A 21,573-nucleotide genomic window follows, 5' to 3' on the forward strand; every position below is an offset into this window, starting at 1 on the left:
GCCATCAAGCCGCCGGTACTACCATCGCCCCCGAAACCACCCGGAACGGTGCCACTCTCCGAGCCGGGGCGCTTTGGCGGCAAGACGGACACAGGCATTTTTGGCGCACCCCCATTGAGCCAGCCCTACAAGACACCGCAACTTTCCCCACCAGCATTGCGGCCCCCTACCGGCTTTAACGCGTCAAACCCGTTCAAGCCTCAAGCAAGCGGCACCTTGGGGCTAGGTCTACCGGGCATCGCCACGCATGACGCCCAGACCCGCCCTGATGAACAAGTTCCCGGCAATGAAGCGGCACGCCACCGCGCCGGCATGGGCACGCTGAGGGCTGGTGGGACGTACGAGCGGGGATATAACCGGGTAGCCGGCTTACCTATGCCGAGCATCGGAAGCGGCTACAACGATGCCTTGATGAGCAAGGCCAATTGGCTTTTAAGCCAGCACGGCACGCCGGGAGACTATGACAAACGTCAGCAAGGCATCGACTTGGTTAAGGCGTTGCTTGCCGCTCAATATCCGCCGTTGAAGCACAAGGCGAACCAAGGCGGGCTGCCCTACCTCTGGGCCAATGAGGACGACGGTGATTCATGGCCCGGCCTGTATGACTACCTCACCCTTGACCCTTATCGCAGCTATGGCCTTAAGACTCACCACGGCACGGATGACGATGAAGACGGCGACGACACAGGCGAGTATTAAGCCGTCCAGCGGGCCGGGGGTGCCAAACCTGCCCGCTATGGATATTGCTCCGTAATGCGTGAGGCAATGCCATGACCGACGACGAAAAGCGCAAGCTGTGGCGGCAGTACCACACCGAAAGCAGCCGGATTTCCGAGGCGTGGCGCGAGCGGGGTTATCAATACCCGCCACCACGGTACCCACCATTCCCCGATGAATTGCGCGGGCTGGCCTGTGGGGCAAAAACCCGAGCCGGCACGCCCTGCAAGCTCACCAGCATTTACCTCAACGGCCGGTGCAAGTTCCATGGCGGATTATCGACCGGGCCGAGGACGGTGGAAGGCAAGGCGAAATCAGCCCAGAACGGGCACAAGCCCGGCGAACCCCTTGAAGACTAGGCAAAAGTTGACATTCCGCGCGACTAATTCCGAGGTTTTGCCGACTGCGACAGGGCGAAGCCCATGGGACCGTAGAAAAACCTAGGGTGAAAACCAAGTCGATGACGTCCAATTTCTGGACGTCATCGGGCGCAACTGCGCTGATTCGCGCAGTTCAGTAATGGTGTCGCGTTTTGCGACATCATCAGCATCGACGTGTAATTCCAACACCTAGCGTGCATTGCGGGCCTTGCTTGGGTGTTGCATCAACTGTTACACCGTTACATTAGAGCTTGCTAATATGTCACCGGAGTTTACATCCTAGCCAATCCTAGCGAGGTGAGACGATGGCTGACGTGAAAACCATCCGGCAAGAACGGGCTGAACGCCAAAAGGCATGGCGCGATGCTCAACGCAAAGCGGGCTATCGCCGTCTTGATATCTGGCTTGACCCTAAGACATGGCGCAAGCTGTACCCGCACCTACGCGAGCAAATCCGCGATACGCATCCCGGCGCGGCCGTCACGGAATTTTTGGACACGCTGGAAATGGTGACGGAACGCTGACCGGCACCGGAAAAAAATAGTGTTGTTTTGTTACGTCAGTCAACGGGGTTTTCGGAGGCCAGAAAAGAAGGCGCGCGTCACCGATGGGGTAAGCAAACGTTACCCCATCCCACGCAATCGGCGGCGCAATCGGCGTTTTAATCGGCGGTTCGGTTCCATGTGGCGTGCGCGAGGAGCAGCGTGTGAATTGAACTCACGCCCTTTTCATCATCGTCCAGCCGACCATATGCGTTCCAGATTCCGCGCAAGTGGTTCGCAGAGGAACCCAAGGGCGGCGCGGGGTCTATGCGATTCAATGACCTGGAAAGTTCGCAATTTCCGCGCACATTTCCGAACACCGAAACTCAGGACCGGCGCAGGATTAATGCTGTTTTAGGCGGTAATTAGTGCGCAGGTTTCCGCGCATCTTTCCGTGCAACCGCTCATTGAAGAACTGCGCGAGGTTTCGACTCAGTTAGCCGGTACGGCAACCGCAAAGGCTTGACGGAACCCAGCACCACCCCGCAGTATGTTCCCGCCTTCGACGCATCGAGGGCCGGGATTGGCGTCCCGAATTGGAGCGGCACAAGCCGCGAAAGCGGTTTTTTTGTGCGCATTCGCATGGCAAGCCAAATATGGGCGGGCCGTGTGGGGAGCCGCAAGGCTCACCGATGCTCCATCGGCACGCCAACCCACCCGGTCCCGCCCACCAGATTGGCGTCTGGTAGCGGGAATCACACCCCCGTATTGGAGCCAAACCATGAACACTCCCACCAAGGGCGCAATCCGCCCGCAATCCGTCCTGACCACCCAGCGAAGCGCCAAAGCGGCTACCACCAAGGGTCAAAAGCTGCTGCGTTACAAGCCAAAAGCAAAGTGTGCCGTACACCGCTTGCCCTTCGTCACAGTCAATCGGAAAGCCAACCCAGACGACCTAATCAACTGGTTCGATGTGCCGCCGATTCCCGTGGAAGACCAGTCGGATAGATACGGGGTAAGCTGCAAAATTGGCAATCAGTTGGCGCTGGCGTTCCTGAAGCACCTGCGCGAAGAAAACAACCCGGACGGGCTTTCATGCCTGCAATACATAGTTTTCGACATCGCCAAACGTGGCGCGGAGTGTGGTGTCATCGTGGGGTTCTTCTCACGGCTAGATTGCTGGCTACGCCACGCCGTCAAAGTCGGCGGAGCCAGTCTCGACCAGTTGAGCGAGTCCGACATCGAGGCCGAAATCGCGCGTTTGATGGCTACCGCTGACGAAAAAGCCAGACGGAAAGCCGAAGTCGAGAAGATGACCAGTGAGGAAAAGGACGCGGCGATTTTGGAGCTTCTGTCCGACATGAAGCCGGAAGATGTAACGGAGTTTTTGCGGGAGTTCAGGGAGGAGGCGGCATGAGGCCAGAAACGCAAAAATCCCGCCCAGTCCGGCGACTTAGCGAGGCCATACAGCATAACCAGGCCGATAATGGACGAGCGATGACCATTGCCAACACGGCCATAAGGCAGGACCCCGATGGTCGGTTTTCTCTCAACGATTTGCATCGAGCATCTGGCGGAGAGAAAAGACATGGGGCTAGCTACTGGCTGTCCAATCAACAAACCAAGGAGCTTATGGCCGAATTAGAAACTACCGGGATTCCGGTAGTTTCTGTGGAAGGCCGAAACGGTGGAACCTATGTATGCAAAGAACTGGTCTACGCCTACGCCATGTGGATTAGTCCGAAATTCCATCTTCAGGTTATCCGCGCCTATGACGCCATGGTGACCGGAGTTCCTGCCCACGTCACCCGCCTGCAATTGCTGGAAATCGCCTTACAGGCCGAACGTGAACGCATGGCCTTGGAACAGCGCGTGGAAACCCTCAGTGCCCAAGTGGAGGCCCTGACTGCACCCACCATGCCCAATCCACCGGGCAAGCGCCTATACACGGTGAGGCAGGCCGCCGAGGCTTACCCGGCGTTCAGCGCCGCCAGTTTGCGGAATCTGATATTCAATGCCGCGCCGCGCAAGTCGAGCCGGGGCACGCTGCCCGGCAATGGCTTGAGCGAGTCCGGGGCGCTGGTGCGGATAGGCCGGCGGGTGCTGCTTGACGCGGATGGCTTCGAGGCCTGGCTATCCCAGCACCGGACACCCGTCTGAAGGACTCAAAAAACCCCTTCTTTTTCGGAAGGGGTTATCTCACCACCGGGCGCACCCCTGAACGCCTGGGCCGGTTATGGTAGCCTTACGCCCAACTAATCAACGAGTGCCGACAAGAGGCCGTCATGAAAACCAGTGACCTCATACTTCATTGCTACGCCAAGCGAGAAGCCGGCGGTTATTGGGCCGCCTACTGCCTGGACTTCACCCTGTACGCGACCGGTGAAACGCTGGATGAGGCCCGGTCGAAGCTGGATGCCGTCATCCGTGAATACCTGTATGACGCACTGGTGGGGGAAGACAAGGCGCATGCACCGCAACTACTGAAACGAAGCGCCCCGCTCAAGGATTGGGCCGTTTATTACGGCTTGGCGTTCTTGCACAACGTCATGCACATGGGGAACACGCTCAAGCACGCGCTTATCACTGAGGTCGTGCCGCTGACCCCTTACGGTCACGCATGAGTTCGGCTTATCCCCCGCTGACCTGCAAGGAGGTTAAGGAAATCTTGGGCAAACTTGGCTTCACCCCAAGGCCGCAGAAAGGGACTTCCCATGAACAATGGGTGAAGCAAGAGGGCGGCAAGCTGTACAAGGTCACCGTGGATTGTCCGAAGCAGCCTTTCGGCCCCGACTTGGTGCGCTACATGGCCATGCAAGCGGGAGTGTCCAAGAAGGAGTTTTACGCCGCACTGAGGGAATGACAGGGCACCTCAGAGAGGCTTGTCCCGTGGGACACTGGCGGGACACTGAGGGGCAAAAAAGGACAAAAGCTGACAACAAGCCAAAGCAAGTAGATTTTTCTAAGTGATTGGTTTTTATTGCTTTAGCGTGTTGCGGCTTGTTGCCAAATATGGGTTTCTACGCCCTCCTAAGGGGAAGGTCGTACGTTCAAATCGTATCCGGGGCACCATATAAATCAACAACTTAGTCGCCTTTTGGTGATCCTTCGTGATCTCCAACGTGACTCTCGTGACTCATCCAGCATGCTCAGCGCGGCCCGCGCATTTTCCGGGCTAAGAATGAGCATAACGCTCGGTCATCTTTACCGAGCTGTGCCTCAGCACATCCCGAACGGTGTACAAGGGCACACCTTCCATGACCAACCAACTCGCCAGAGTATGACGTTGATCGTGTATCCTGAAGTTTTCTATCCCAGCTTTTTTCAAAGCCGATTTAAAAGAGCGGCGAAGGGTGATTAACCGCTTTCCATCCTGCCGAGAAAACACCCACGTACTCTCGCGGCAGTGTCGTTCTCGAAAACCCTGCCGGGAAAGCAGGGCTTCCTTTGCTTCCTTGTTCAAGGGTACGGTACTGACTTTTTCAGCCAGGTCGACGAGAGCTTTTTCGATAGAGCCATGGCCCATCAACGCCAGATTTTCTTCGTGGTGGGCGGGGACAATTACGGCCAGGGTTCGAGTCGCGAACACGCGGCCCTAGCCCCGCGCTACCTGGGGCTGAGGGTGGTCATCGCCAAGAGTTTTCCCGCATCCACCTGCAGAATCTGAGCAACTTCGGCATCCTCCCGCTGGTATTCGTGGATCCCGAAGACTGGGATAAGATCGATCAGGACGATATGTTGACCATCGGCGAAGTGCGTTCAGCCATCCGCCAGGGCAACCGCGTCCAACTGAGCAAACGCAGCAAGGATCAGACGTACGAAACCCTGCACAGGCTGAGCGAATGGCAGATTGAAATGGTGCTGGCAGGTAGCCTGATCAATCTCGTAGGAAGTCGGGGGATCACAAATCGGTAACAGCGGAGTCTTTCACATGAGCATTCAACTCAACCACACCATCGTCTGGTGCACTAACAAACCAAAGTCGGCGTCTTTTCTTACTGATATTCTGGGGCTGCCGGAGCCTAAGCCATTCGGCCCATTTCTCGTCGTCGAACTCAGCAACGGTATTTCCCTTGATTTCAAGGAGAAAGAAGGCCCGATTACCTCACAGCATTATGCATTTCTGATCGGAGAGGATGACTTCGACCATGTTTTTAGTCGCATCCGGGCGCTCGGGATCGAATACTGGGCAGATCCTGGCAAGCAACTTCCGGAGGCGATCAATCATGGATACGGCGGACGAGGTATGTATTTCGAAGATCCCAACGGTCACTTGCTTGAGGTCATAACCCGCCCCTACGGTAGCGGTAGTTAGTCTCTATCAGCTAGAGCTCATACTTGCTTATCAAATAACCTGGACCGCTGGATGACCAAAACCACCATTCCCTGCTGAAACCCTCTGCTTCCGGAGAACGACGGGAAGAGGCAACCCAATTCCGGACTGGAAGGGGTGGCCGAAGAATTTACCCTGAGCCTTTATGGAAAGACCGACGAATAAACCCCGGCTGCCCCGCTTTCATCCTAGTGCCGATACACGTGCGTTCGGCGGCAAGCGCCATGCCTATTGGCCGAACGGTCGCGAATGAGCCTCTTGAGCACCAATTTCCTTCAGCCCCTGATTTCGGCAGCTTTCCTGGCTATTTTCCTCTCTGGTCTTTCTTTTGCTATTGAACGTTCATAAGGTTGAAACCAGCATTTATACGGATTTCGAGGCATCGAGTTGTAGCTGGCTGTCAGTACTATCCTCCAGTTCAGTAAAGCGATCGGTGTGTCGGTAACTTTCGAGTGTCACAGCGTACGTCGCGACCACTCGCTGCTTTCAGTGCCCCATTTTTCTCCTTATAGTGGAGTGGATTGCTTGGGATTCCACTGGTCTCGATAAAGTTCTCCGGACAGGGGGCCAAGCCCGATGGCTTAAGCCTCCTTGGGCCTTTCCAGAACAACTCGGAATGCTTCCATGCCGCGGCTGAGAAAGGCATAGGCCGAACCCCAAAGATAGAGTCGGAAACGACGGTAGAGCGCATCGCCCCAACGACGGATGATCTCATCCCGGGCGGCCTCCAGATTCTCGGCCCAGGCCTTGCAGGTAAGGTAATAACTGTGGCGATCATTATGAACCGCCAGCACGTCCATCTGGGTCTTGGCTGCCGCAGTCAGGAAGTCGTGCAGGCAGAAGTAGGCATGGTCCGCCGGAAACACATAGCGGGTGATGAAAGTTGGTTTAACGTGCTTTTCCCGGAATGCGCTGGCGTCCAGATAGACGCGTCCGCCAGGTTTCAGCAGGCGCTGAAATTGCCGCAGCACAGCCGGGTAATCGGGAAGGTGTTCCATCACGCCCAGTATGACGATCGCATCGTAGGGTTCGGCCTGGGCGTAGGCCAGGAAGTCCTGATTCAGCACCCGGCAGGGCAGTTGGGCGCGGGGGATCAACTCCGTGAGAAACGCCTCGGACTGGCGGGATATCGTCAGGGAGGTTACCTGAATGCCGCGTTGCCCGGCGTATTCGGTGAAACTGCCCCAGCCGCCGCCAACATCCAGCACGCGATCTCCTGGTTTCAAGCGACAGGCGTCGATGGCGAAGTCCAGCTTGCGGCGCTGGGCGGTCTCCAGGGCTTCGTCATCGCGTTCGAAAACCGCCTGGGAATAACAGCGGGTGCTGTCCAGGAACTGGAGATAAAACTCGCTGGGGAAGTCGTAGTGGGCCGCGATGGCCTGTCGGTCGGCCGGAACCCGCCCTATGAACCACGGTGCAATCCGTCCCCACAGGTATTGCAGGGGATGGCTGTCGCTCAAGGCCCGCCGGAGGCTGACGAAGCCCAGCATATCGCCCACGACGTCCAGGCTGCCGTTCATATATGCCTCGCAGATCCTTAATTCGTCCAGGCGGCGCAAAGCGTCCAAGCCCTTGCGATCTTTCACCAAGACCTTTACCGCCGGTTCGTCTCTTCCAAAACGATAAACCCGGCCCCCCCACAACCGGATTTCCAAAGGGATTTGGACCTTACCACCGGATACCTGCTTTTGAATCAGCTGATAGAGGCCGTCTTGGGCTGGTGCCCCGAAGTCTGCTGCAGATTGGCTCATCTATTGTTCCTCCAAAAAACTGTAGGGACTCGCTCGGGCGCCATGCCGCCTATCGCAAACTCGATGTTTAGGTCGCAAGTCGGTTCGCCGTTTTACGTGCCGGACGTAAGCCTAAGCAAACCATTGGAGATCGTCGGTACGGTATCGAACATAAGGTCGCGCTCGATGGCATACCCCTCGAATGCCTGAAATTCGCTTACTTGCATCACCGCGATGAAATCCCACGTGATATCGACAAAACGCTGCCTCAATGGGTATGCAGCCAATAAAGGCCCCGGCATTTCGCACCCTCTATTATGTAAGCCTAATCCGTATTGGTGCGTTGCCGCACCGACCACATTCGGTTTTCCGTGCATTGTTGCAAGCGAGCGACGGGAAACATCACCCCACGTGCCGCTCATACCTAACAATTACCAGGAAATACTCATGAACAAAGATCAAGTGAAAGGCCGAGTCGAAGAAGCAAAAGGAAAAGTCAAGGAAGTCGCCGGCAAGATACTGGACGACGAGGATTTGGAGCTTGAAGGGAATGTCCAAAAGAACGTCGGCAAGGTGCGGGCGGGCTTTGGTGATCTCAAGCAGGATATCAAGGAGGAAATCAAGGATATTAAAAAGGGCCGTTAAAACACGCTCTGCGGTGCAAGTCCATACATGATGGGCTGATGGGCTGCGTCACAGTCGTACATAGATGCCGTTAAATCCATTTTTATAGGAACTATATATGAAAATAACCGGTTTATTGGCAGGTATCGCTTTGACCTTGGCCACGTTTTGCGCCTATGCCGCGGAAAATCACGTCGCAGAAGCGCTCAAACATGCGGAAGCGGCGGCCAAAGCCACCGATGAGAAGGCTATCGCCGAACATGCGGAAACAGCGAGCAGCCATGCAAAAATCTCGGATGAACATCTGGATGCAGGTATCAAGAGTCTCGAATATGCCGTGAAGCATGGCAAGCTTGGGGAGGTTGATGCGGCGAAGAAATCTGCTGGAGAAGCGGTAGAACATCTAAAGGCCGCACAATAGATAAACGTCGGCTTTCTGGGTATCGTAAGGGACGACAGGCGACTCAGTTAGACCTTTTTATTAAAAAGGCGCTTTAATATACCGGCCAAAGGTAACGCAATATTAATGACGCAGGTATATTTTGGCCGTTTATTTTTTGAGCCTTGTTAATTATGTTATCGTGAATAACAAAGCAAAGGACGACACACGAAAATAGTATCCTGAAATATAAATCTGAAAGGAACACCACTCCAGGAAGCTCTTCGTATAACTTGCTATGGCGACGTTTTGCGCAGCTTATGCTGCGCTTTTTTATCCCCGTTCAATGCGAAATAGCATGTCCGAGTAGCAGTTCAGCGCTTGGGCTCTTTCGCACTCGTCAAGATGCAGCGGTACGAGCGATCCGATGGGTCTTCGACTGCGGCTCGGGCGCGGGTCCCGGCGCACCCAAAGAACGCAGGAGCTTCATCAGCCAGGCGAGTGGCAAGGCCATGTATAAAGTGCGGACGGTGGTGAATAGATTCAGTGCGCTCGTCAAAGGTGTTGTCTCGGTGGCAGGCGCCTTATCTGCAGCAATGCGGAGACTGGTGCTCTGACGCCGGGTGAGCTCACCAATGATAAAACCAATGCCGGCAGCCAGCAGCAAACTGGCCGGCGCGGTCATCTGTTGGTGTGTCGTCTGGACCAGCGTCGCGTAGCGATCGCCGACCGCCTGTCGACGATACATCACTTGCCGCTCCGCATCCCGGATTTGAGCCGTCAGAAATTTGGATTTGCTTCGGTTTGAGAAATAAGTCGCCATCATACCCTCTCCCCTTCTTGGCGCTCCATGGGTAATGGATCAAGACTGCGGAGTGTCGCAGGGAACTGTAGATAACGACTCTTGCGCCGTATTACGCCACAGAGGATCAAGGCAAGCAGCAGGTTGCAGGCGACGGCGAACAATATGGCGTCAGTCACCGTGACACCATGCTCGATCAACTCCAGCACTCCAGCAGCGACCAGTCCAATCCATGCGCCGTTAAGCAGCACGGCAAGCATCAAAGCCGACGCGATCATGACCACCAGGCTCTCGCCCGCCCTCCTAGTCTCCAGCCCGGCGAGCCGAAGGCGATCGTGACTTAGCCCCCGCAGCTCATGCCATAAGGACCGCGCCATTTCCAGCACGCCGGAACCGCTTTGCTGATCGGCGCGCGTCCTGTCGTGCCGCGGCATATCATCCATTTTGGATGCCGGCTCTATGTCGCTTGACGATTTAACGTCCGCTCAACAATCGACTCAACAGAAAGCCGGCCGCTACCGCGATACCCAGCGAGGTTACGGGATTGTCGCGAATATAAGTTCGGCAATTCTCCGCCAAGCGCTGCTCGGCATTTTTCCATTGTTCTCCCTTTTCACCCAGCGCTTCCGCAGCCTTATTGGTCGCATTGGCAATCTTATCGACCGCCTCGTGCGCCGAATGAGATACAGTGTCTATTGTTTCCATGATCGTTTCCTCTTCTATCTGAGACGCATGGCATTCTTGACCGACTTCACGCCGCTGACGCTACGCGCGATCTCGACCGCACGGTTGATATTGGCTTGAGAACCGACAAAGCCGCTCAATTGAACCACTCCTTTGAAGGTTTCTACATTGATCTGCCCCGATCTCAAATCGGGTTCATCGAACAATTGTGCCTTGACCTTGGCGGTGATGACGCTGTCGTCGACATACTCCCCGGTTCCTTCGTGCTTAGTCGTGGATGCGCAACCCACGGCAGTCAGCAAGGTAAGGACCAGAAAAAATGCCGAAATAATTTTAATAAGGTATTTCATGACTAAATCTCCTTAAATACGTATCCCGGCAGGCTTGGCTTCAGGACGGCCGGCCTGTCGCGACAAGTTTTAAACACATTAACCAGTTCGACTAATGATCAAGCGAAACTCCCAAAACTGGTTCAGTGCTTAGCGGACTCCCTACCCAATAGGGTTGGACTATCTATTCGCTTATGTCGAACTTTCGCCAGTCGATGAGACGTCTTCCGCTTGGGCATGTTAGAAAACTTTCTTTGCCTTCGAACACTCTTCGTAGTTATCCGTATGTACGGATATCAAGGCGTTGCCTCCCTTGATCTTCCCTTCATATTAATCTGGCCACAAAATATCGCATATCGGATAGTCCAGACTTGCTGGGCTCCGCACGGTATTTTTGTACGGATAATTATGACCGGTTTAATAGTTGATATGCGCTATAGTCGGTACGTGATGGTTCGGGCAGAGTCGCTTTGCGTAAAGACAAGCTATACGATGACGACCTGGCAAGCATAGTATCCGTAAAATCGACCTAGGTCGGTACGGTATCGTACATAAGCGAAAGAACGGGACGCCTTACGAGTTTGCAACCCGAGGAAAACTTTCTGGCGTGGGGGTTCGAAATATCGACCTGAAGAGCAGGCTGTCCTGATATGCGAAAACGGTCGCAAGTGATTACTCAGCCCTGAAATGTAGTTTCTGTTGCGCATGTCGAAAGGCGGATTTCGACGAGTTCGGCGCAAACGGGACCCATCGAATTTACGGCCGAGTCTATAGATGACTGAACGCGTCAAAATGGAAATGCTTGCCGATAATTCAACTTTTTTGACTCGGGCCGAAATGGGGGCACCTCGAAAAACCTCCTTTGTCCGCGCCGCGCCCGGTAAAATAGGACTTGTAGTCGATCAGTGTGTTGAGTCCCAGACATGACTAAACCGAAGATGCCGAAGTCGCCAAAGAGCGCGATCAAGACCGACCTGTTTGCGGCGGATTTGCGCAAGGAGAAGATTGATCGGATGGGCGATCCGCTGGTGGCCTTCGAGACCCACATTGACTTTGCCGCCTTGGCCGCGGAAGTGGATCGGGTGGCGCCCCGCCCGGTGAGCCTGCAAGGCGGCCGGCCGCCTTTTCCCACCGAGACGATGGTGCGCATCCTGTTTCTCAAGCGGGTCAACAACCTTTCGGACGAGCAGATGGAATACCAGTTGCTCGATCGGATGAGTTACCAGCGCTTCTGCGGCTTGACGGATTCGGCCAGCATCCCGGACCGCACCACGGTGTGGACCTTCGAGAACCGCATCGGCGAGGCCGGCGCCCAGGCGCTGTTCGACGGCATCGAACGGCAGTTGCTCAAGCATGGCTATATCGCCCGCGGCGGCCATATCATCGACGCCACCCTGGTCCCTGCGCCGAAGCAGCGCTTCAGCCAGGACGATAAGGTACAGCTCAAGCAAGACGCCATGCCGGCAGATTGGAGCCCGGCCAAGCGGCGGCAAAAAGATCTGGACGCGACCTGGACCAAGAAACATGGCAAGAGCCACCATGGCTACAAGCTCTCCATCAATGTGGACAAGCGCTACAAGGTTATCCGCAAGATCGGGACCGGCACCGCCGCCACGCATGACGGCCAGCACTTTGAGGCGGTGTTGAACACCGCCAATACCAGCCGGGACGTCTATGCCGACAAAGCTTATCCGAGTGCGGAACGGGAGGCCAAGCTCCAGGAAGCGGGTTATCGCAACCACATCCAGCGCAAGGGCCAACGCCATCACCCGCTTTCGGAATGTCAGAAGCAGCGCAACCAACGGATCGCCAAGGTCCGTGCGCGGGTCGAGCATCCCTTTGCCGCCATCGCGCAAATGGGCGGCAAGTTCATCCGCACCATCGGCCAGGCGCGGGCGAACTTCGCCATGACCATGATGGCTGCCGGCTACAACCTGAAGCGGCTGGTTTACCTGAAACAGGCGGGTGTGGTGGACTTTTAAGGCCCATCCTGACCCGAAAAGTCCTCAATGAGGAGCCACCGGGCGACCCATCCAAAGGGAATCGCCACTGAAGGGTGAGAAAGTCGGGACGAACCCCGGCCCGCTCAGGTCATTTCAGCCCGATTTTCATGAAAACCGGGGTTTTTCGAGGTGCCCATGGGCTGAAATCGCTACCGCCGTCCTATGGCAGTAAAATGGTCTCGCCGTAGGAAAGGGCCGCTCATAGCATAGCCGCAGGCTCTGGCTATCCGGCTTAAGATTCATACTGCTTTGACGCTGCGCCGCCGGAAGCCGGCAAAGAATACTCGGCTTCCGCCTCCACCCAGTCCTGCGCTTCGAATCCCGGGATAAAGCCCCTTTTTTCGGCCTTGTAATAGGCCGCTTCGGCGACGGACTGCCGATAAAGATCGTAGTCAATCTCCACGGATTGCGGGGCATTTATTTGCATTGCTTCGTTTCGTTTTCGGGTCATAGCTTTCGCCTTCAAGTGTATTGCGTTTAATAACCTATCTACATACTCCGGCACATAGCTCACTGGTAGCTCCGGTTCTAGTGCTTCTCTGCTACTATACGTGAACATTATGTCTCCTCTGGACAAAAAGGTCTGTTCGTCAGCACACATAAGATGAAACAGTTACCGATCGGATCTGACCTTTTTCTCCTCGGCGAATGTGGCAGTGCTAAAGACTGTAAGGCACAGCAGAGCAGTCATCGTTTTGGCTATCGTGTTCATGGTTTTTTCCTGGGGTGTCGTGTTGAGTTGGCATGGCCGGTTTTCCCCGTGTCGTCTGAGTTATAGGGAGAACAGGGCCAACGCATCGGGATATTTTGCGCAGTGCCATCCGCGGAGCGCGGGATATACCCGGCATTATCCACAGCGCAGGGGCCATCCTCAGGCCCTGAGAAAGGCAAGCAGGTCGGCATTGAGCTGCTCTTTGTGCGTGTCGGCCAGTCCGTGCGGGCCACCTGGGTAAATCTTAAGCGTCGCGTTTTTGACGAGTTGCGAGGTGGCGTGAGCCGAAGCGCCGATCGGTACGATCTGGTCGTCGTCGCCGTGGATTATGAGCGTAGCCACATCGATCTTCTTGAGGTCATCGGTGAAGTCCGTTTCGGAAAACGCCTTGATGCAGTCGAGTTCGTTCTTGAGGCCGCCCTGCATGCCCTGCAACCAGAATGCGTCGCGGATGCCTTGACTGATCTTCGCGCCAGGCCTGTTGACACCATAGAATGGCGTCGTGAGATTCTTGAAGAACTGCGAGCGGTCGGCGGCGACATTGGCGCGGATATCATCGAACACCTTGATCGGCAAACCGACGGGATTGGTGTCCGTCTTGAGCATCAGCGGCGTCACCGAGCCCATAAGTACGACCTTGGCGATCCGCCGGGTTCCGTGGCGGCCGATATAGCGCGCGACCTCCCCGCCGCCGGTCGAGTGTCCCACCAAGGTGATGCCGGTCAGTTCTAGCCTTTCGATGAGCTCCGACAGATCATCGGCATAGGTGTCCATCTCGTTGCCGTTCCAGGGTTGAGCCGACCGCCCATGACCGCGCCGGTCATGGGCGATACAGCGGTAGCCGTTCGATGCCAGATGGACCATTTGGCTTTCCCAGGCATCTCCGCTGAGCGGCCAGCCGTGGCTGAAGACTACGGCCGGTCCCGCGCCCCAGTCCTTGTAGTAGATTTCGGTGCCGTCATCGGTGGTGATCGTGCTCATGGCTGGATTTCCCCATCGTTTGAGTGAGGTTCTCTGCTTGACGCCGACGTTGCCGGTGCAAGCCGGCGCCAGCGGGTGCGGTCGACGCCGTCACGTGCCAGACCGTATTGCCGACATCGTCGGCGATCAGCAAGGCCGATCGCTGGTCGAGTGCGACGCCCGCCGGTCGCCCATACGCTTCACCATCGCTGCTCAGAAAGCCCGTCAACACGTCAATAGGCTCGCCGTGCGGCTTGCCGCCCCGGAAAGGCACGAAGACGACTCGGTAGCCACTCGGCGGATTGCGGTTCCAGGAACCGTGCTGGCCGATGAAAACCCCGCTGTCGAACGGCGCCGTCCATACGGCGGCATCGGAAAAAACCAGGCCGAGCGGAGCGGTGTGCGATCCGAGCGCATAATCGGGCACGCGTGCCGTGGCAATCAGGTCGTGCCGGTGAGGCTGCACGCGTTCGTCCCGATGCTGGCCGAAGTAGCTGTAAGGCCAGCCGTAGAAGCCGCCGTCGACTACCGAAGTCAGGTAATCCGGCACCAGATCGCTGCCGAGTTCATCGCGCTCGTTGACCACGGTCCAAAGCGCTCCGCTATGCGGTTCCCAGGCGAGTCCGTTGGGATTACGCAGCCCCGTCGCATAAATGCGATGGCTGCCGCGCTCGGGATCCACCTCCCAGATGGCAGCGCGGCCGACTTCTTGTTCCATGCCGTTCTCGGCGACATTGCTGTTCGACCCCACGGTCACATAGAGCCGGGTCCCATCGGGACTGGCGAGGAGATTCTTGGTCCAGTGGTGATTGATCGGGCCCGCCGGCAGGTCCAGCACCTTGGTTCCGGGCCCAGCGATCCGCGTTTCGCCTTGCGTGTAGCGGAATCTCACCAATGCATCGGTGTTGGCCACGTAGAAGTCGTTACCCAGCAGCGCCATGCCGAAAGGCGAGTTGAGCCCTTCGACGAACACCGTCCGGGTTTCCGCCATACCGTCGCCATCGGCATCGCGCAACAGCGTGATGCGATTCGCGCTGGGTACGCCCGCGCCGACCTTGTTCAGGACCCATTTCATGACCCAGCCCTTGATGCCCTTCCCATCTTCGGGCCTGGCCGGAGCGTTGGTTTCGGCCACCAATACGTCGCCGTTCGGCAGCACATAAAGCCAGCGAGGGTGGTCCAGTCCGCCGGCAAAGGCATTTACGGTCAGCCCATTCGCCGTCACCGGTTTCCCAGCCGCAGGCCAGCCCACAGCCCGCGCGATGTTAATCGTGGGAATCAGGCTGGTGTTGGGCGGCGGCAATTGGGGATGAGTGCCGACGCCGGCTGCGAACGGCAATTTAGCCGACTCGCCGCAGGCAGTAGCGGCTATCGCCAACGCTGCGAGCAGCAACGCACGTGTTGGGTACATGGCCATAGGAGCGAGCCACGATCCATCCGATAAACCCTTAATGCTCAACGGCCGCCATTTGCCGGCAACTCTCGGCGCATTCCCGGCAGGCCTGGACACATTCATCCATATCGCCGATTTCTTCGCAGTCCGTTGCGCATGCCTCGCAGACTTCGGCGCAGATCGCGCAAAGGCGATGCTGAAAAACGGAGCTGCCGAGCTGGAAATTGGCCGATAGCTGGCAGATCTCGGCGCAGTTCATGAGGAGACGAAAGTGTTTTGCTTTAACGTGTTTTCCGCCCGCCTTGAGGCAATGGTTCATGGCGGTATGCAGGCAGATTTGATGGCAATGGCTACAAGCCTCTATACAGGCTTGCATGGCGTGTTCGGTGAGGGCTGGCTGATGCATGTCGTTCTCCCAAGGTGAAGAAACCAAGTGCTGCCTTATTTACAGGGCTCAAAAGATGACTCTTCAAGCCGCTTCAATTACGAAAGCTGCCCACCGCTCGAGAGCAAGCCTTCGGATGGCGAACCGCAACCGACGATAAATCGGCGTCGGCCAAGTCCGACCATCGCTATCGCACAATCGGCTATGACCGTGTTGAGTAGGCTACGCGCACCCTGGCCTCAAGTCGGTACGCTAGCGCGCATAGATTTTCGGCAGACTCTCTCCGCCCCTGTCTATCGTGCCGCGACGGCGATCGCCGCGGACGCCGGGGTGCGGCCGAATCGCCGCACACGAGTGACTCGTGTGGGTCTTCTTTCCCATTCTCGGTCGCGTCCTAGGCCCAAACGCGGGTTATCTGGGTCGGTGATCTGATCGGTAACCTAATTGTCGATTGCCCTATGTGTGCTTCCGCACAGAGTGCACGTTATTTTGTAGCTAAAATCCCAACGAGTTTTCAGTGCACTGCGCTCGTTCCGAACACGGCGGATTTGTTTTCCGTAATGTCTCTTTCCCACGAACGCTTTATTTTTAGAGACACCTGCATAAGGAATAAATCATGAAAACGAGGAATGGATACAAGCGAATATATCCGCTGGAGGGCTGTCTTTCGATTACCTGTTTGTCCGCAATTCTTGGTCTGACAGCTTGCCAACAAGAAGGAACGGCGGAAAAGGCTGGGCAAGAAATAGATCGTGCGGCCAAGCGAGTCGAGAAAAGTATTGAAGCCGCCAAGGAGTCATTGGACAAAAAGGCCGACAAAACCGACGCATATATCGACGACTCGGTTATTACCCTGAAGGTCAAAACGGCGATATCAAACGAACCCTTGCTCGGTGCATCGCGTATAGAGGTTACTACGGTCAACGGCGTGGTAAAGCTCAGTGGGAAAGTGGACTCCGAACTGAACATAGGTCGAGCGTCGGAAATCGCCTGGAGCCAAGAAAATGTCAAATCGGTGCACACCGACCTGGTTGTCGATACGCGCTTACAGAGCGAAAAATGATAGATTTACGACATATCACAGCCTTGGCGGCGGCCCTGGTGTGCGCATCGCTTGCCCATGCCGACATCGCAGACGACGCTTATATTTCCGGTTATGCCGCCGGGGTATTGAAGCACGACCTAAAACTCAATATGCCGTCTCTGACCGTACGGGATGGCGTTATTACCCTGCCGGCGGACAGTTTACCTGCAAGCGATCGAGACCGAGCGGTAAGGATAATCTCGGAAATCCCCGGCGTTAAGGCGGTGAAAATATCGGCGGCCACCGATGGCATGACGTCGACCCGGAGACCCGGTGACGTGTCGGCATCATCAAACGAACAGATTATCCTGTCGACGGGTTTATTACCATCCGGTCATTTATTCAAGCCGTTATTGGCGGATACGCGCTGGGCTCATTTCTCGGCGGCTTACCGCAACTACCAGAGCAGCAATTTCGACGGCAGGGACATAGGTTCCGTTAGCTTCGGTGAAACGATACCTTTCTACCGCAGCAACTTCGGACAATCCACCGCACAATGGGAAGCCGGCATCCAGGCCGGGGTATTTAGCGACTTCAACCTGAATGCCTCGTCTTCCGATTTAATCAATACCGATTTTATCGCGGCAGCCTATTCGAGCGCGCGCGCGGGCCAGTTTTCGGCTTTTGGGCGTATTTATCATCAGAGCTCGCATCTAGGCGACGAGTTTCTGCTGCGGCGGATACATTCCAAGTTCGAGCGAGTGAATCTGAGCTACGAAGGCGCGGACCTGAAGCTCTCTTACGAGCTTCCATTCGGGGTGCGCATCTACGGCGGCGGGGGCGGCTTGTTCCATAGGGAGCCATCGAACCTCCGGGTTTGGTCGGCGCAATACGGTATCGAGTTCCGCAGCCCTTGGCGCCTGGATTTTGCATCCTTGCGTCCGGTCATTGCCACCGATATCAAGAATTACGATGAAAACAACTGGAGTACCGACATATCGGCCAGGGCGGGGGTCGAGTTCGACAATGATACCTTGCAAGTATTGGGACGCAAGCTGCAGATTCTCGCCGAATACTACAATGGCTATACGCCAAGCGGTCAATTCTATAAAGAAAAAGTGGAATATATCGGCTTAGGCGCGCATTATCATTTCTGATGATATTGATATAGACACGGCCAGAATATTTTGACGGAATGCCTAGCGACTTGGCCGTGTATTCGGGAGCGACAGCCATGCGGCGCCTGCAAATAAAGCATGTCACCACTTACCAGTATGCGGAGACGGTAACTCTGCTCCCGCACAAATTGCTCCTGCATCCAAGGGAAGGACACGACGTCCGTATCGAATCCAACGACCTGGCGATTTATCCGGCGCACGATCTGCGATGGCAGCGGGACGTTTACGACAACACCGTGGCTGTCGCGACCTTTACCGAACCGGGCAATCGGCTCTGCATCGACAGCCGCATCGTCCTCCAGCATTATGACGATCGGCCTCTGGATTTTTGGGTGGCCGATCACGCCGTACGCTATCCCTTCCTCTACGATCCCGCCGAGTATGCCGATCTATGCGCGTATATTTTGCCGATCTATTCTCCGGCCGAACCGCTGGTGAATACGTGGCTGCAAGCGTTCTGGCAACCCGGTCAGGGGGTGGAAACCTATGTTCTGCTCGACCGGATCAACCGCGCCATAGCACGCGACTTCACCTATCGGCAACGTGACGAACCGGGCGTGCAAACGCCGGCAACCACCCTGGCCAAACGCGCAGGCTCCTGCCGCGACTTTGCGGCTTTGTTTTGCGAGTCCTGTCACTACCTGGGCTTGGCGGCGCGTTTTGTCAGCGGTTATCAGTGCTCACCCCTATACGCCCGCGGCCTGGGCGCTACCCATGCCTGGTCCGAGGTTTACCTGCCCGGTGCCGGTTGGAAAGGCTTCGACTCCACCAACGGCCAGCTTGTCGGGAACGAGCACATCGTTTTGGCCGTCGGCCGGCATCCGGAGTCGGTGCCCCCCGTGTCCGGTTCGTTCCTCGCCGCCACCCGTCAGTCGCCTGTGATGCAAGTAGTGGTAGAGGTCGCCGAAATCCCGGATGGAATAGCTTCAGCGGCTGAAGTCGACGATTTACCCCGCGTCCAACCCGTATAGATTCGGAAAATATTTGCGCGTAGAGAGTAAGCTGAACACGCGACCTCCGCTGCGCCCAATTCGGCACAGCCCGCTGCTGTGTAACGTCGGCGACATTCGCTTATGCGTTCGGGTGCTTTAGAACTTAGGAGGCTCACGCAGCCTAGGAGCAGGCCATGGTCGAAAAAACGTTCGGAACGAAATACGGTGAAAAACCTGCGCCCGGCTTGCCGTTGCGTCGCCGCGCCGAGGATATCGCCCGAGCAAAAGCCGCATTACTGACCGAAATCCCCGAATCGCTCTCGTCCGAGCTGGCGCGGCAACTGCTGCACGAACTGCGGGTGCATCAGATCGAACTGGAAATGCAGAACGAGGAGTTGCGCCGTACCCAGGCGGAATTGGAAGCCTCGCGGGCGCGTTATTTCGATTTGTACGATCAGGCGCCAGTGGGTTATTTCACCCTCAACGAGCGGGGCTTGATCCTGGAAGCCAATCTCACCGTCGCCGATTTATTGGGCATGACGCGTAACACCTTGATAAATCAGCCCATGTCGCGGTGCATTCTTCCCGCCGATCAAGACATTTTCTACCTGCACCGCAAGCAGTTGTTGGCGTGCGGCGAGCCGCAAGTCGTCGAATTGCGGCTGATCCGGCAGGGCGCCCAGCCATTTTGGGCTCGGCTGGAAGCAAACCGCGCGGAAAGCCCTGATGGCGCCACCGTGTGCCGCATCGCGGTCAGCGATATCACCGCACGGAAGGCCATCGAGGACCGCTTGCGCCAGGCTGCTGCCATGTTCGACAGCGCCCGCGAGGGCGTCATGGTAACGGATGCGGAAGAACGCATACTCATCGTGAATCAGGCCTTCAGCGAAATCACCGGCTATTCCGCAGCGGAAGTGCTCGGACAGACCCCGCGGCTGTTCAAGTCCGGCCGTCACGATGCCGCCTTCTTCGCCACCCGATGGGCCGAGATCGATGCAAGCGGGTATTGGCATGGCGAAGTCTGGAACCGCCGCAAGAATGGAGAAGTGTATCCGCAGTTGCTGAGTATCACGGCCGTAAAAGACGAAAACGGCCGGCTCACCCATTATGTCGGCGTCTTTTCCGACATCAGCCAACTCAAGGATGCAGCCGCCAAGCTCGACTTCCTGGCTCATCACGATCCGCTCACCGGCCTGCCCAATCGCCTGTTGCTGTTCGCCCGCCTCGAACACAGCCTGGACGCTGCCCGCCGCGAGCGAAAATCGCTGGCTCTGCTGATGCTGGATCTGGACCGCTTCAAGGACGTCAACGACAGTTTCGGCCATTTGGCCGGCGACGAATTGTTGCAAAAGGTGGCCCACCGCCTGACGAATCGGCTACGCGGCATCGACACGGTAACGCGATTGGGCGGCGACGAATTCGCCGTGTTGCTGGACGATTTATCGCATCCTCAGGATGCGGCACTGGTCGCAGCCGAGATCATCGATGCCCTCGCAGAGCCCTGGCGCTTGTCGAATAGCGTGGAAGTACGCATCGGCGCGAGTGTCGGTATCAGCCTGTTTCCCGAGCATGGAAAGACCTCGGAAGAGCTTATGCAGCAGGCGGATGCCGCGCTTTATATGGCCAAGGCCGAGGGGCGCGGCAATTTTAAATATTTCTCGGACGACCTGACTTATGCCGCCCGTCGGCGGATCAAACTGGAGTCTTTGTTGCGTCGCGCCATCGCCAACGACGAACTGCGGGTCTACTACCAGCCGCAGATAGAGATCGCGTCCGGCCGTATCGTCGGTGCCGAAGCCTTGGTGCGCTGGCATCACGCGACCGAGGGCTTGATCCCGCCAAGTCAGTTCATCCCGGTGGCGGAGGAGACCGGCCTCATCGCGATGATCGGCGGTTGGGTACTGCGCGAAGTTTGCCGCCAGGGCCTACGGTGGATCGAGGCCGGTCTACCGCCGCTGAAACTGGCCGTCAATCTGTCGTCGCACCAGTTCCGCCATGGCGACATCAGTGCGACGGTGGCGAACGTCCTGAGCGAAACCGGCTACCCCCCCGCGTGCCTGGAGTTGGAGCTGACCGAAAGCGCCCTGATGGAAAGGGAGGCAGAAGTCGTCGAGATCCTTTTGAGTTTGCGGGCCCTGGGGGTGCGTCTCGCCATCGACGACTTCGGCACCGGCTATTCCTCGCTGGCGTATCTCAAGCGCTTCCCGCTGGACGTGATCAAGATCGACAAGACCTTCATCGAGGATATTCCGAAGCAACAGGACGATAGGGAAATCGCCGCTGCCATCGTCGCCATGGGCCATATCCTGCGTTTGAAAGTGCTGGCCGAAGGAGTCGAAACGGCGGAGCAGCTCGACTTCCTGCGGACGCAAGGCTGCGACTATTATCAAGGCCATTACCACAGCGCCGCGATGTCGCCGGAAGCTTTCACGACCCTGGCCCGGAAGGAATGCTTAGGTAGCGCCGATACCGGTACGCCGCCGCCGACCGATCCATCAGTAAAGTGAAATCGAAGGAAACGCCGGC

General features: G+C 56.7%; 28 protein-coding genes. 17 read left to right on the top strand and 11 right to left on the bottom strand.

The features are described from left to right. The first annotated feature begins 114 nt into the window (after positions 1-114). The 7 genes from JWZ97_RS02550 to JWZ97_RS02580 all read left to right on the top strand — a co-directional run bounded on the left by JWZ97_RS02550 (position 115) and on the right by JWZ97_RS02580 (position 4,442). Positions 115-699 carry a hypothetical protein gene (locus JWZ97_RS02550; protein ID WP_205433228.1) on the top strand — a complete coding sequence of 195 codons (585 nt, stop codon included), beginning with the start codon at positions 115-117 and terminating at the stop codon, positions 697-699. A gap of 71 nt (positions 700-770) precedes the next feature. Beyond that, positions 771-1,076, top strand: a complete 306-nt coding sequence (locus tag JWZ97_RS02555; protein WP_205433229.1) for an HGGxSTG domain-containing protein — start codon at positions 771-773, stop codon at positions 1,074-1,076. 326 nt (positions 1,077-1,402) lie between these two features. After that, the gene (locus tag JWZ97_RS02560) at positions 1,403-1,621 is read left to right on the top strand and encodes a hypothetical protein (RefSeq protein WP_205433230.1); all 219 of its coding nucleotides are present in this window, start codon (positions 1,403-1,405) and stop codon (positions 1,619-1,621) included. A gap of 739 nt (positions 1,622-2,360) precedes the next feature. Beyond that, positions 2,361-2,996 (top strand): hypothetical protein, encoded by a 636-nt coding sequence (locus tag JWZ97_RS02565; protein WP_205433231.1) that lies wholly within the window; start codon positions 2,361-2,363, stop codon positions 2,994-2,996. 80 nt (positions 2,997-3,076) lie between these two features. Next, complete coding sequence (locus tag JWZ97_RS02570; RefSeq protein ID WP_205433232.1) at positions 3,077-3,739, top strand: KilA-N domain-containing protein; 663 nt, start codon at positions 3,077-3,079, stop codon at positions 3,737-3,739. A gap of 125 nt (positions 3,740-3,864) precedes the next feature. Beyond that, positions 3,865-4,203, top strand: a complete 339-nt coding sequence (locus JWZ97_RS02575; RefSeq protein ID WP_205433233.1) for a type II toxin-antitoxin system HicB family antitoxin — start codon at positions 3,865-3,867, stop codon at positions 4,201-4,203. Further along, on the top strand, positions 4,200-4,442 hold the full coding sequence (locus JWZ97_RS02580; protein ID WP_205433234.1) for a type II toxin-antitoxin system HicA family toxin: 243 nt from the start codon (positions 4,200-4,202) through the stop codon (positions 4,440-4,442). Before JWZ97_RS02575 ends, JWZ97_RS02580 begins: the two co-directional genes overlap by 4 nt. 312 nt (positions 4,443-4,754) lie before the next feature. On the opposite strand, the gene JWZ97_RS20290 is transcribed toward JWZ97_RS02580, so the two are convergent. Continuing rightward, entirely contained in the window at positions 4,755-5,105 is a 351-nt protein-coding gene (locus JWZ97_RS20290) for a site-specific integrase (protein WP_371822560.1), read from the bottom strand. Here JWZ97_RS20290 and JWZ97_RS19905 point away from each other — a divergent pair. Genes JWZ97_RS19905 through JWZ97_RS02595 form a run of 3 tightly spaced genes read left to right on the top strand, consistent with a single transcriptional unit; the run spans position 5,097 to position 5,894 of the window. Beyond that, entirely contained in the window at positions 5,097-5,246 is a 150-nt protein-coding gene (locus tag JWZ97_RS19905; protein WP_240342445.1) for a hypothetical protein, read from the top strand. The two genes, JWZ97_RS20290 and JWZ97_RS19905, sit on opposite strands and share 9 nt — an antisense overlap. 29 nt (positions 5,247-5,275) lie before the next feature. After that, positions 5,276-5,494, top strand: coding sequence for a hypothetical protein (locus tag JWZ97_RS19910; RefSeq protein WP_240342446.1), 219 nt, complete (start codon positions 5,276-5,278; stop codon positions 5,492-5,494). A gap of 16 nt (positions 5,495-5,510) precedes the next feature. Then, positions 5,511-5,894, top strand: coding sequence for a VOC family protein (locus tag JWZ97_RS02595; RefSeq protein WP_205433236.1), 384 nt, complete (start codon positions 5,511-5,513; stop codon positions 5,892-5,894). Positions 5,895-6,493: 599 nt separating this feature from the next. On the opposite strand, the gene JWZ97_RS02600 is transcribed toward JWZ97_RS02595, so the two are convergent. Together JWZ97_RS02600 and JWZ97_RS02605 are read right to left on the bottom strand one after the other, a co-directional pair. After that, positions 6,494-7,498, bottom strand: a complete 1,005-nt coding sequence (locus JWZ97_RS02600) for a class I SAM-dependent methyltransferase (RefSeq protein ID WP_240342563.1) — start codon at positions 7,496-7,498, stop codon at positions 6,494-6,496. Positions 7,499-7,755: 257 nt separating this feature from the next. Then, positions 7,756-8,064, bottom strand: a complete 309-nt coding sequence (locus tag JWZ97_RS02605) for a hypothetical protein (protein WP_205433238.1) — start codon at positions 8,062-8,064, stop codon at positions 7,756-7,758. 25 nt (positions 8,065-8,089) lie between these two features. On the opposite strand from JWZ97_RS02605, the gene JWZ97_RS02610 reads away from it, so the two are divergent. After that, the gene (locus JWZ97_RS02610; protein WP_205433239.1) at positions 8,090-8,287 is read left to right on the top strand and encodes a CsbD family protein; all 198 of its coding nucleotides are present in this window, start codon (positions 8,090-8,092) and stop codon (positions 8,285-8,287) included. Positions 8,288-8,384: 97 nt separating this feature from the next. Further along, on the top strand, positions 8,385-8,687 hold the full coding sequence (smbP, locus tag JWZ97_RS02615; RefSeq protein WP_205433240.1) for a small metal-binding protein SmbP: 303 nt from the start codon (positions 8,385-8,387) through the stop codon (positions 8,685-8,687). 358 nt (positions 8,688-9,045) lie between these two features. Here smbP and JWZ97_RS02620 read toward each other — a convergent pair whose 3' ends face one another. Genes JWZ97_RS02620 through JWZ97_RS02635 form a run of 4 tightly spaced genes read right to left on the bottom strand, consistent with a single transcriptional unit; the run spans position 9,046 to position 10,481 of the window. After that, positions 9,046-9,471: a hypothetical protein gene (locus JWZ97_RS02620; RefSeq protein ID WP_205433241.1), complete on the bottom strand. Its 426-nt coding sequence runs from the start codon at positions 9,469-9,471 to the stop codon at positions 9,046-9,048. After that, a complete protein-coding gene (locus tag JWZ97_RS02625; protein ID WP_205433242.1) occupies positions 9,468-9,890 on the bottom strand; it encodes a phage holin family protein in 423 nt (140 codons plus the stop codon). The genes JWZ97_RS02620 and JWZ97_RS02625 overlap by 4 nt, the downstream gene beginning before the upstream one ends. A gap of 31 nt (positions 9,891-9,921) precedes the next feature. Beyond that, complete coding sequence (locus tag JWZ97_RS02630) at positions 9,922-10,152, bottom strand: YqjD family protein (RefSeq protein ID WP_205433243.1); 231 nt, start codon at positions 10,150-10,152, stop codon at positions 9,922-9,924. A gap of 14 nt (positions 10,153-10,166) precedes the next feature. Continuing rightward, positions 10,167-10,481, bottom strand: coding sequence for a BON domain-containing protein (locus JWZ97_RS02635; RefSeq protein ID WP_205433244.1), 315 nt, complete (start codon positions 10,479-10,481; stop codon positions 10,167-10,169). Between the two features lie 917 nt (positions 10,482-11,398). Here JWZ97_RS02635 and JWZ97_RS02640 point away from each other — a divergent pair. After that, a complete protein-coding gene (locus JWZ97_RS02640) occupies positions 11,399-12,442 on the top strand; it encodes an IS5 family transposase (RefSeq protein ID WP_205434524.1) in 1,044 nt (347 codons plus the stop codon). Positions 12,443-12,695: 253 nt separating this feature from the next. Here the strand turns inward: JWZ97_RS02640 and JWZ97_RS19915 are convergent, their stop codons facing one another. From JWZ97_RS19915 to JWZ97_RS02660, 4 genes are all read right to left on the bottom strand, one after another. Further along, the gene (locus tag JWZ97_RS19915) at positions 12,696-12,914 is read right to left on the bottom strand and encodes a DUF2934 domain-containing protein (protein WP_240342447.1); all 219 of its coding nucleotides are present in this window, start codon (positions 12,912-12,914) and stop codon (positions 12,696-12,698) included. Positions 12,915-13,334: 420 nt separating this feature from the next. Then, on the bottom strand, positions 13,335-14,156 hold the full coding sequence (locus JWZ97_RS02650; protein WP_205433246.1) for an alpha/beta fold hydrolase: 822 nt from the start codon (positions 14,154-14,156) through the stop codon (positions 13,335-13,337). Continuing rightward, entirely contained in the window at positions 14,134-15,546 is a 1,413-nt protein-coding gene (locus tag JWZ97_RS02655) for a sorbosone dehydrogenase family protein (RefSeq protein WP_240342448.1), read from the bottom strand. The genes JWZ97_RS02650 and JWZ97_RS02655 overlap by 23 nt, the downstream gene beginning before the upstream one ends. A 37-nt stretch (positions 15,547-15,583) precedes the next feature. Continuing rightward, positions 15,584-15,934: a four-helix bundle copper-binding protein gene (locus JWZ97_RS02660; protein WP_205433248.1), complete on the bottom strand. Its 351-nt coding sequence runs from the start codon at positions 15,932-15,934 to the stop codon at positions 15,584-15,586. A 595-nt stretch (positions 15,935-16,529) separates the two neighbouring features. Between JWZ97_RS02660 and JWZ97_RS02665 the strand changes: the two genes are divergently transcribed. The 4 genes from JWZ97_RS02665 (at position 16,530) to JWZ97_RS02680 (ending at position 21,554) form a co-directional block, all read left to right on the top strand. Continuing rightward, positions 16,530-16,976 carry a BON domain-containing protein gene (locus JWZ97_RS02665; RefSeq protein WP_205433249.1) on the top strand — a complete coding sequence of 149 codons (447 nt, stop codon included), beginning with the start codon at positions 16,530-16,532 and terminating at the stop codon, positions 16,974-16,976. Further along, positions 16,973-18,094 carry a DUF1207 domain-containing protein gene (locus JWZ97_RS02670; protein WP_205433250.1) on the top strand — a complete coding sequence of 374 codons (1,122 nt, stop codon included), beginning with the start codon at positions 16,973-16,975 and terminating at the stop codon, positions 18,092-18,094. Before JWZ97_RS02665 ends, JWZ97_RS02670 begins: the two co-directional genes overlap by 4 nt. A gap of 77 nt (positions 18,095-18,171) precedes the next feature. After that, positions 18,172-19,086 (top strand): transglutaminase family protein, encoded by a 915-nt coding sequence (locus JWZ97_RS02675; protein WP_205433251.1) that lies wholly within the window; start codon positions 18,172-18,174, stop codon positions 19,084-19,086. Between the two features lie 155 nt (positions 19,087-19,241). Continuing rightward, positions 19,242-21,554: an EAL domain-containing protein gene (locus JWZ97_RS02680; protein WP_205433252.1), complete on the top strand. Its 2,313-nt coding sequence runs from the start codon at positions 19,242-19,244 to the stop codon at positions 21,552-21,554. Positions 21,555-21,573 lie beyond the last annotated feature (19 nt).

The organism is Methylococcus sp. EFPC2 (assembly GCF_016925495.1).
In the GTDB taxonomy this organism is placed as follows: domain Bacteria; phylum Pseudomonadota; class Gammaproteobacteria; order Methylococcales; family Methylococcaceae; genus EFPC2.

Bases quoted from the DNA above. Each gene is read 5' to 3' on its own strand.
- JWZ97_RS02625 (WP_205433242.1), bottom strand. From the start codon at position 9,890: ATGGATGATATGCCGCGGCACGACAGGACGCGCGCCGATCAGCAAAGC.
- JWZ97_RS02675 (WP_205433251.1), top strand. From the start codon at position 18,172: ATGCGGCGCCTGCAAATAAAGCATGTCACCACTTACCAGTATGCGGAG.
- JWZ97_RS02650 (WP_205433246.1), bottom strand. From the start codon at position 14,156: ATGAGCACGATCACCACCGATGACGGCACCGAAATCTACTACAAGGAC.
- JWZ97_RS02630 (WP_205433243.1), bottom strand. From the start codon at position 10,152: ATGGAAACAATAGACACTGTATCTCATTCGGCGCACGAGGCGGTCGAT.
- JWZ97_RS02620 (WP_205433241.1), bottom strand. From the start codon at position 9,471: ATGATGGCGACTTATTTCTCAAACCGAAGCAAATCCAAATTTCTGACG.
- JWZ97_RS02670 (WP_205433250.1), top strand. From the start codon at position 16,973: ATGATAGATTTACGACATATCACAGCCTTGGCGGCGGCCCTGGTGTGC.
- JWZ97_RS19905 (WP_240342445.1), top strand. From the start codon at position 5,097: ATGGCCCATCAACGCCAGATTTTCTTCGTGGTGGGCGGGGACAATTAC.
- smbP (WP_205433240.1), top strand. From the start codon at position 8,385: ATGAAAATAACCGGTTTATTGGCAGGTATCGCTTTGACCTTGGCCACG.
- JWZ97_RS02555 (WP_205433229.1), top strand. From the start codon at position 771: ATGACCGACGACGAAAAGCGCAAGCTGTGGCGGCAGTACCACACCGAA.
- JWZ97_RS02560 (WP_205433230.1), top strand. From the start codon at position 1,403: ATGGCTGACGTGAAAACCATCCGGCAAGAACGGGCTGAACGCCAAAAG.
- JWZ97_RS02655 (WP_240342448.1), bottom strand. From the start codon at position 15,546: ATGTACCCAACACGTGCGTTGCTGCTCGCAGCGTTGGCGATAGCCGCT.
- JWZ97_RS02680 (WP_205433252.1), top strand. From the start codon at position 19,242: ATGGTCGAAAAAACGTTCGGAACGAAATACGGTGAAAAACCTGCGCCC.
- JWZ97_RS02605 (WP_205433238.1), bottom strand. From the start codon at position 8,064: ATGAGCGGCACGTGGGGTGATGTTTCCCGTCGCTCGCTTGCAACAATG.
- JWZ97_RS19915 (WP_240342447.1), bottom strand. From the start codon at position 12,914: ATGACCCGAAAACGAAACGAAGCAATGCAAATAAATGCCCCGCAATCC.
- JWZ97_RS20290 (WP_371822560.1), bottom strand. From the start codon at position 5,105: ATGGGCCATGGCTCTATCGAAAAAGCTCTCGTCGACCTGGCTGAAAAA.
- JWZ97_RS02635 (WP_205433244.1), bottom strand. From the start codon at position 10,481: ATGAAATACCTTATTAAAATTATTTCGGCATTTTTTCTGGTCCTTACC.
- JWZ97_RS02595 (WP_205433236.1), top strand. From the start codon at position 5,511: ATGAGCATTCAACTCAACCACACCATCGTCTGGTGCACTAACAAACCA.
- JWZ97_RS02610 (WP_205433239.1), top strand. From the start codon at position 8,090: ATGAACAAAGATCAAGTGAAAGGCCGAGTCGAAGAAGCAAAAGGAAAA.
- JWZ97_RS02570 (WP_205433232.1), top strand. From the start codon at position 3,077: ATGACCATTGCCAACACGGCCATAAGGCAGGACCCCGATGGTCGGTTT.
- JWZ97_RS02660 (WP_205433248.1), bottom strand. From the start codon at position 15,934: ATGCATCAGCCAGCCCTCACCGAACACGCCATGCAAGCCTGTATAGAG.
- JWZ97_RS02665 (WP_205433249.1), top strand. From the start codon at position 16,530: ATGAAAACGAGGAATGGATACAAGCGAATATATCCGCTGGAGGGCTGT.
- JWZ97_RS02565 (WP_205433231.1), top strand. From the start codon at position 2,361: ATGAACACTCCCACCAAGGGCGCAATCCGCCCGCAATCCGTCCTGACC.
- JWZ97_RS02575 (WP_205433233.1), top strand. From the start codon at position 3,865: ATGAAAACCAGTGACCTCATACTTCATTGCTACGCCAAGCGAGAAGCC.
- JWZ97_RS02640 (WP_205434524.1), top strand. From the start codon at position 11,399: ATGCCGAAGTCGCCAAAGAGCGCGATCAAGACCGACCTGTTTGCGGCG.
- JWZ97_RS02580 (WP_205433234.1), top strand. From the start codon at position 4,200: ATGAGTTCGGCTTATCCCCCGCTGACCTGCAAGGAGGTTAAGGAAATC.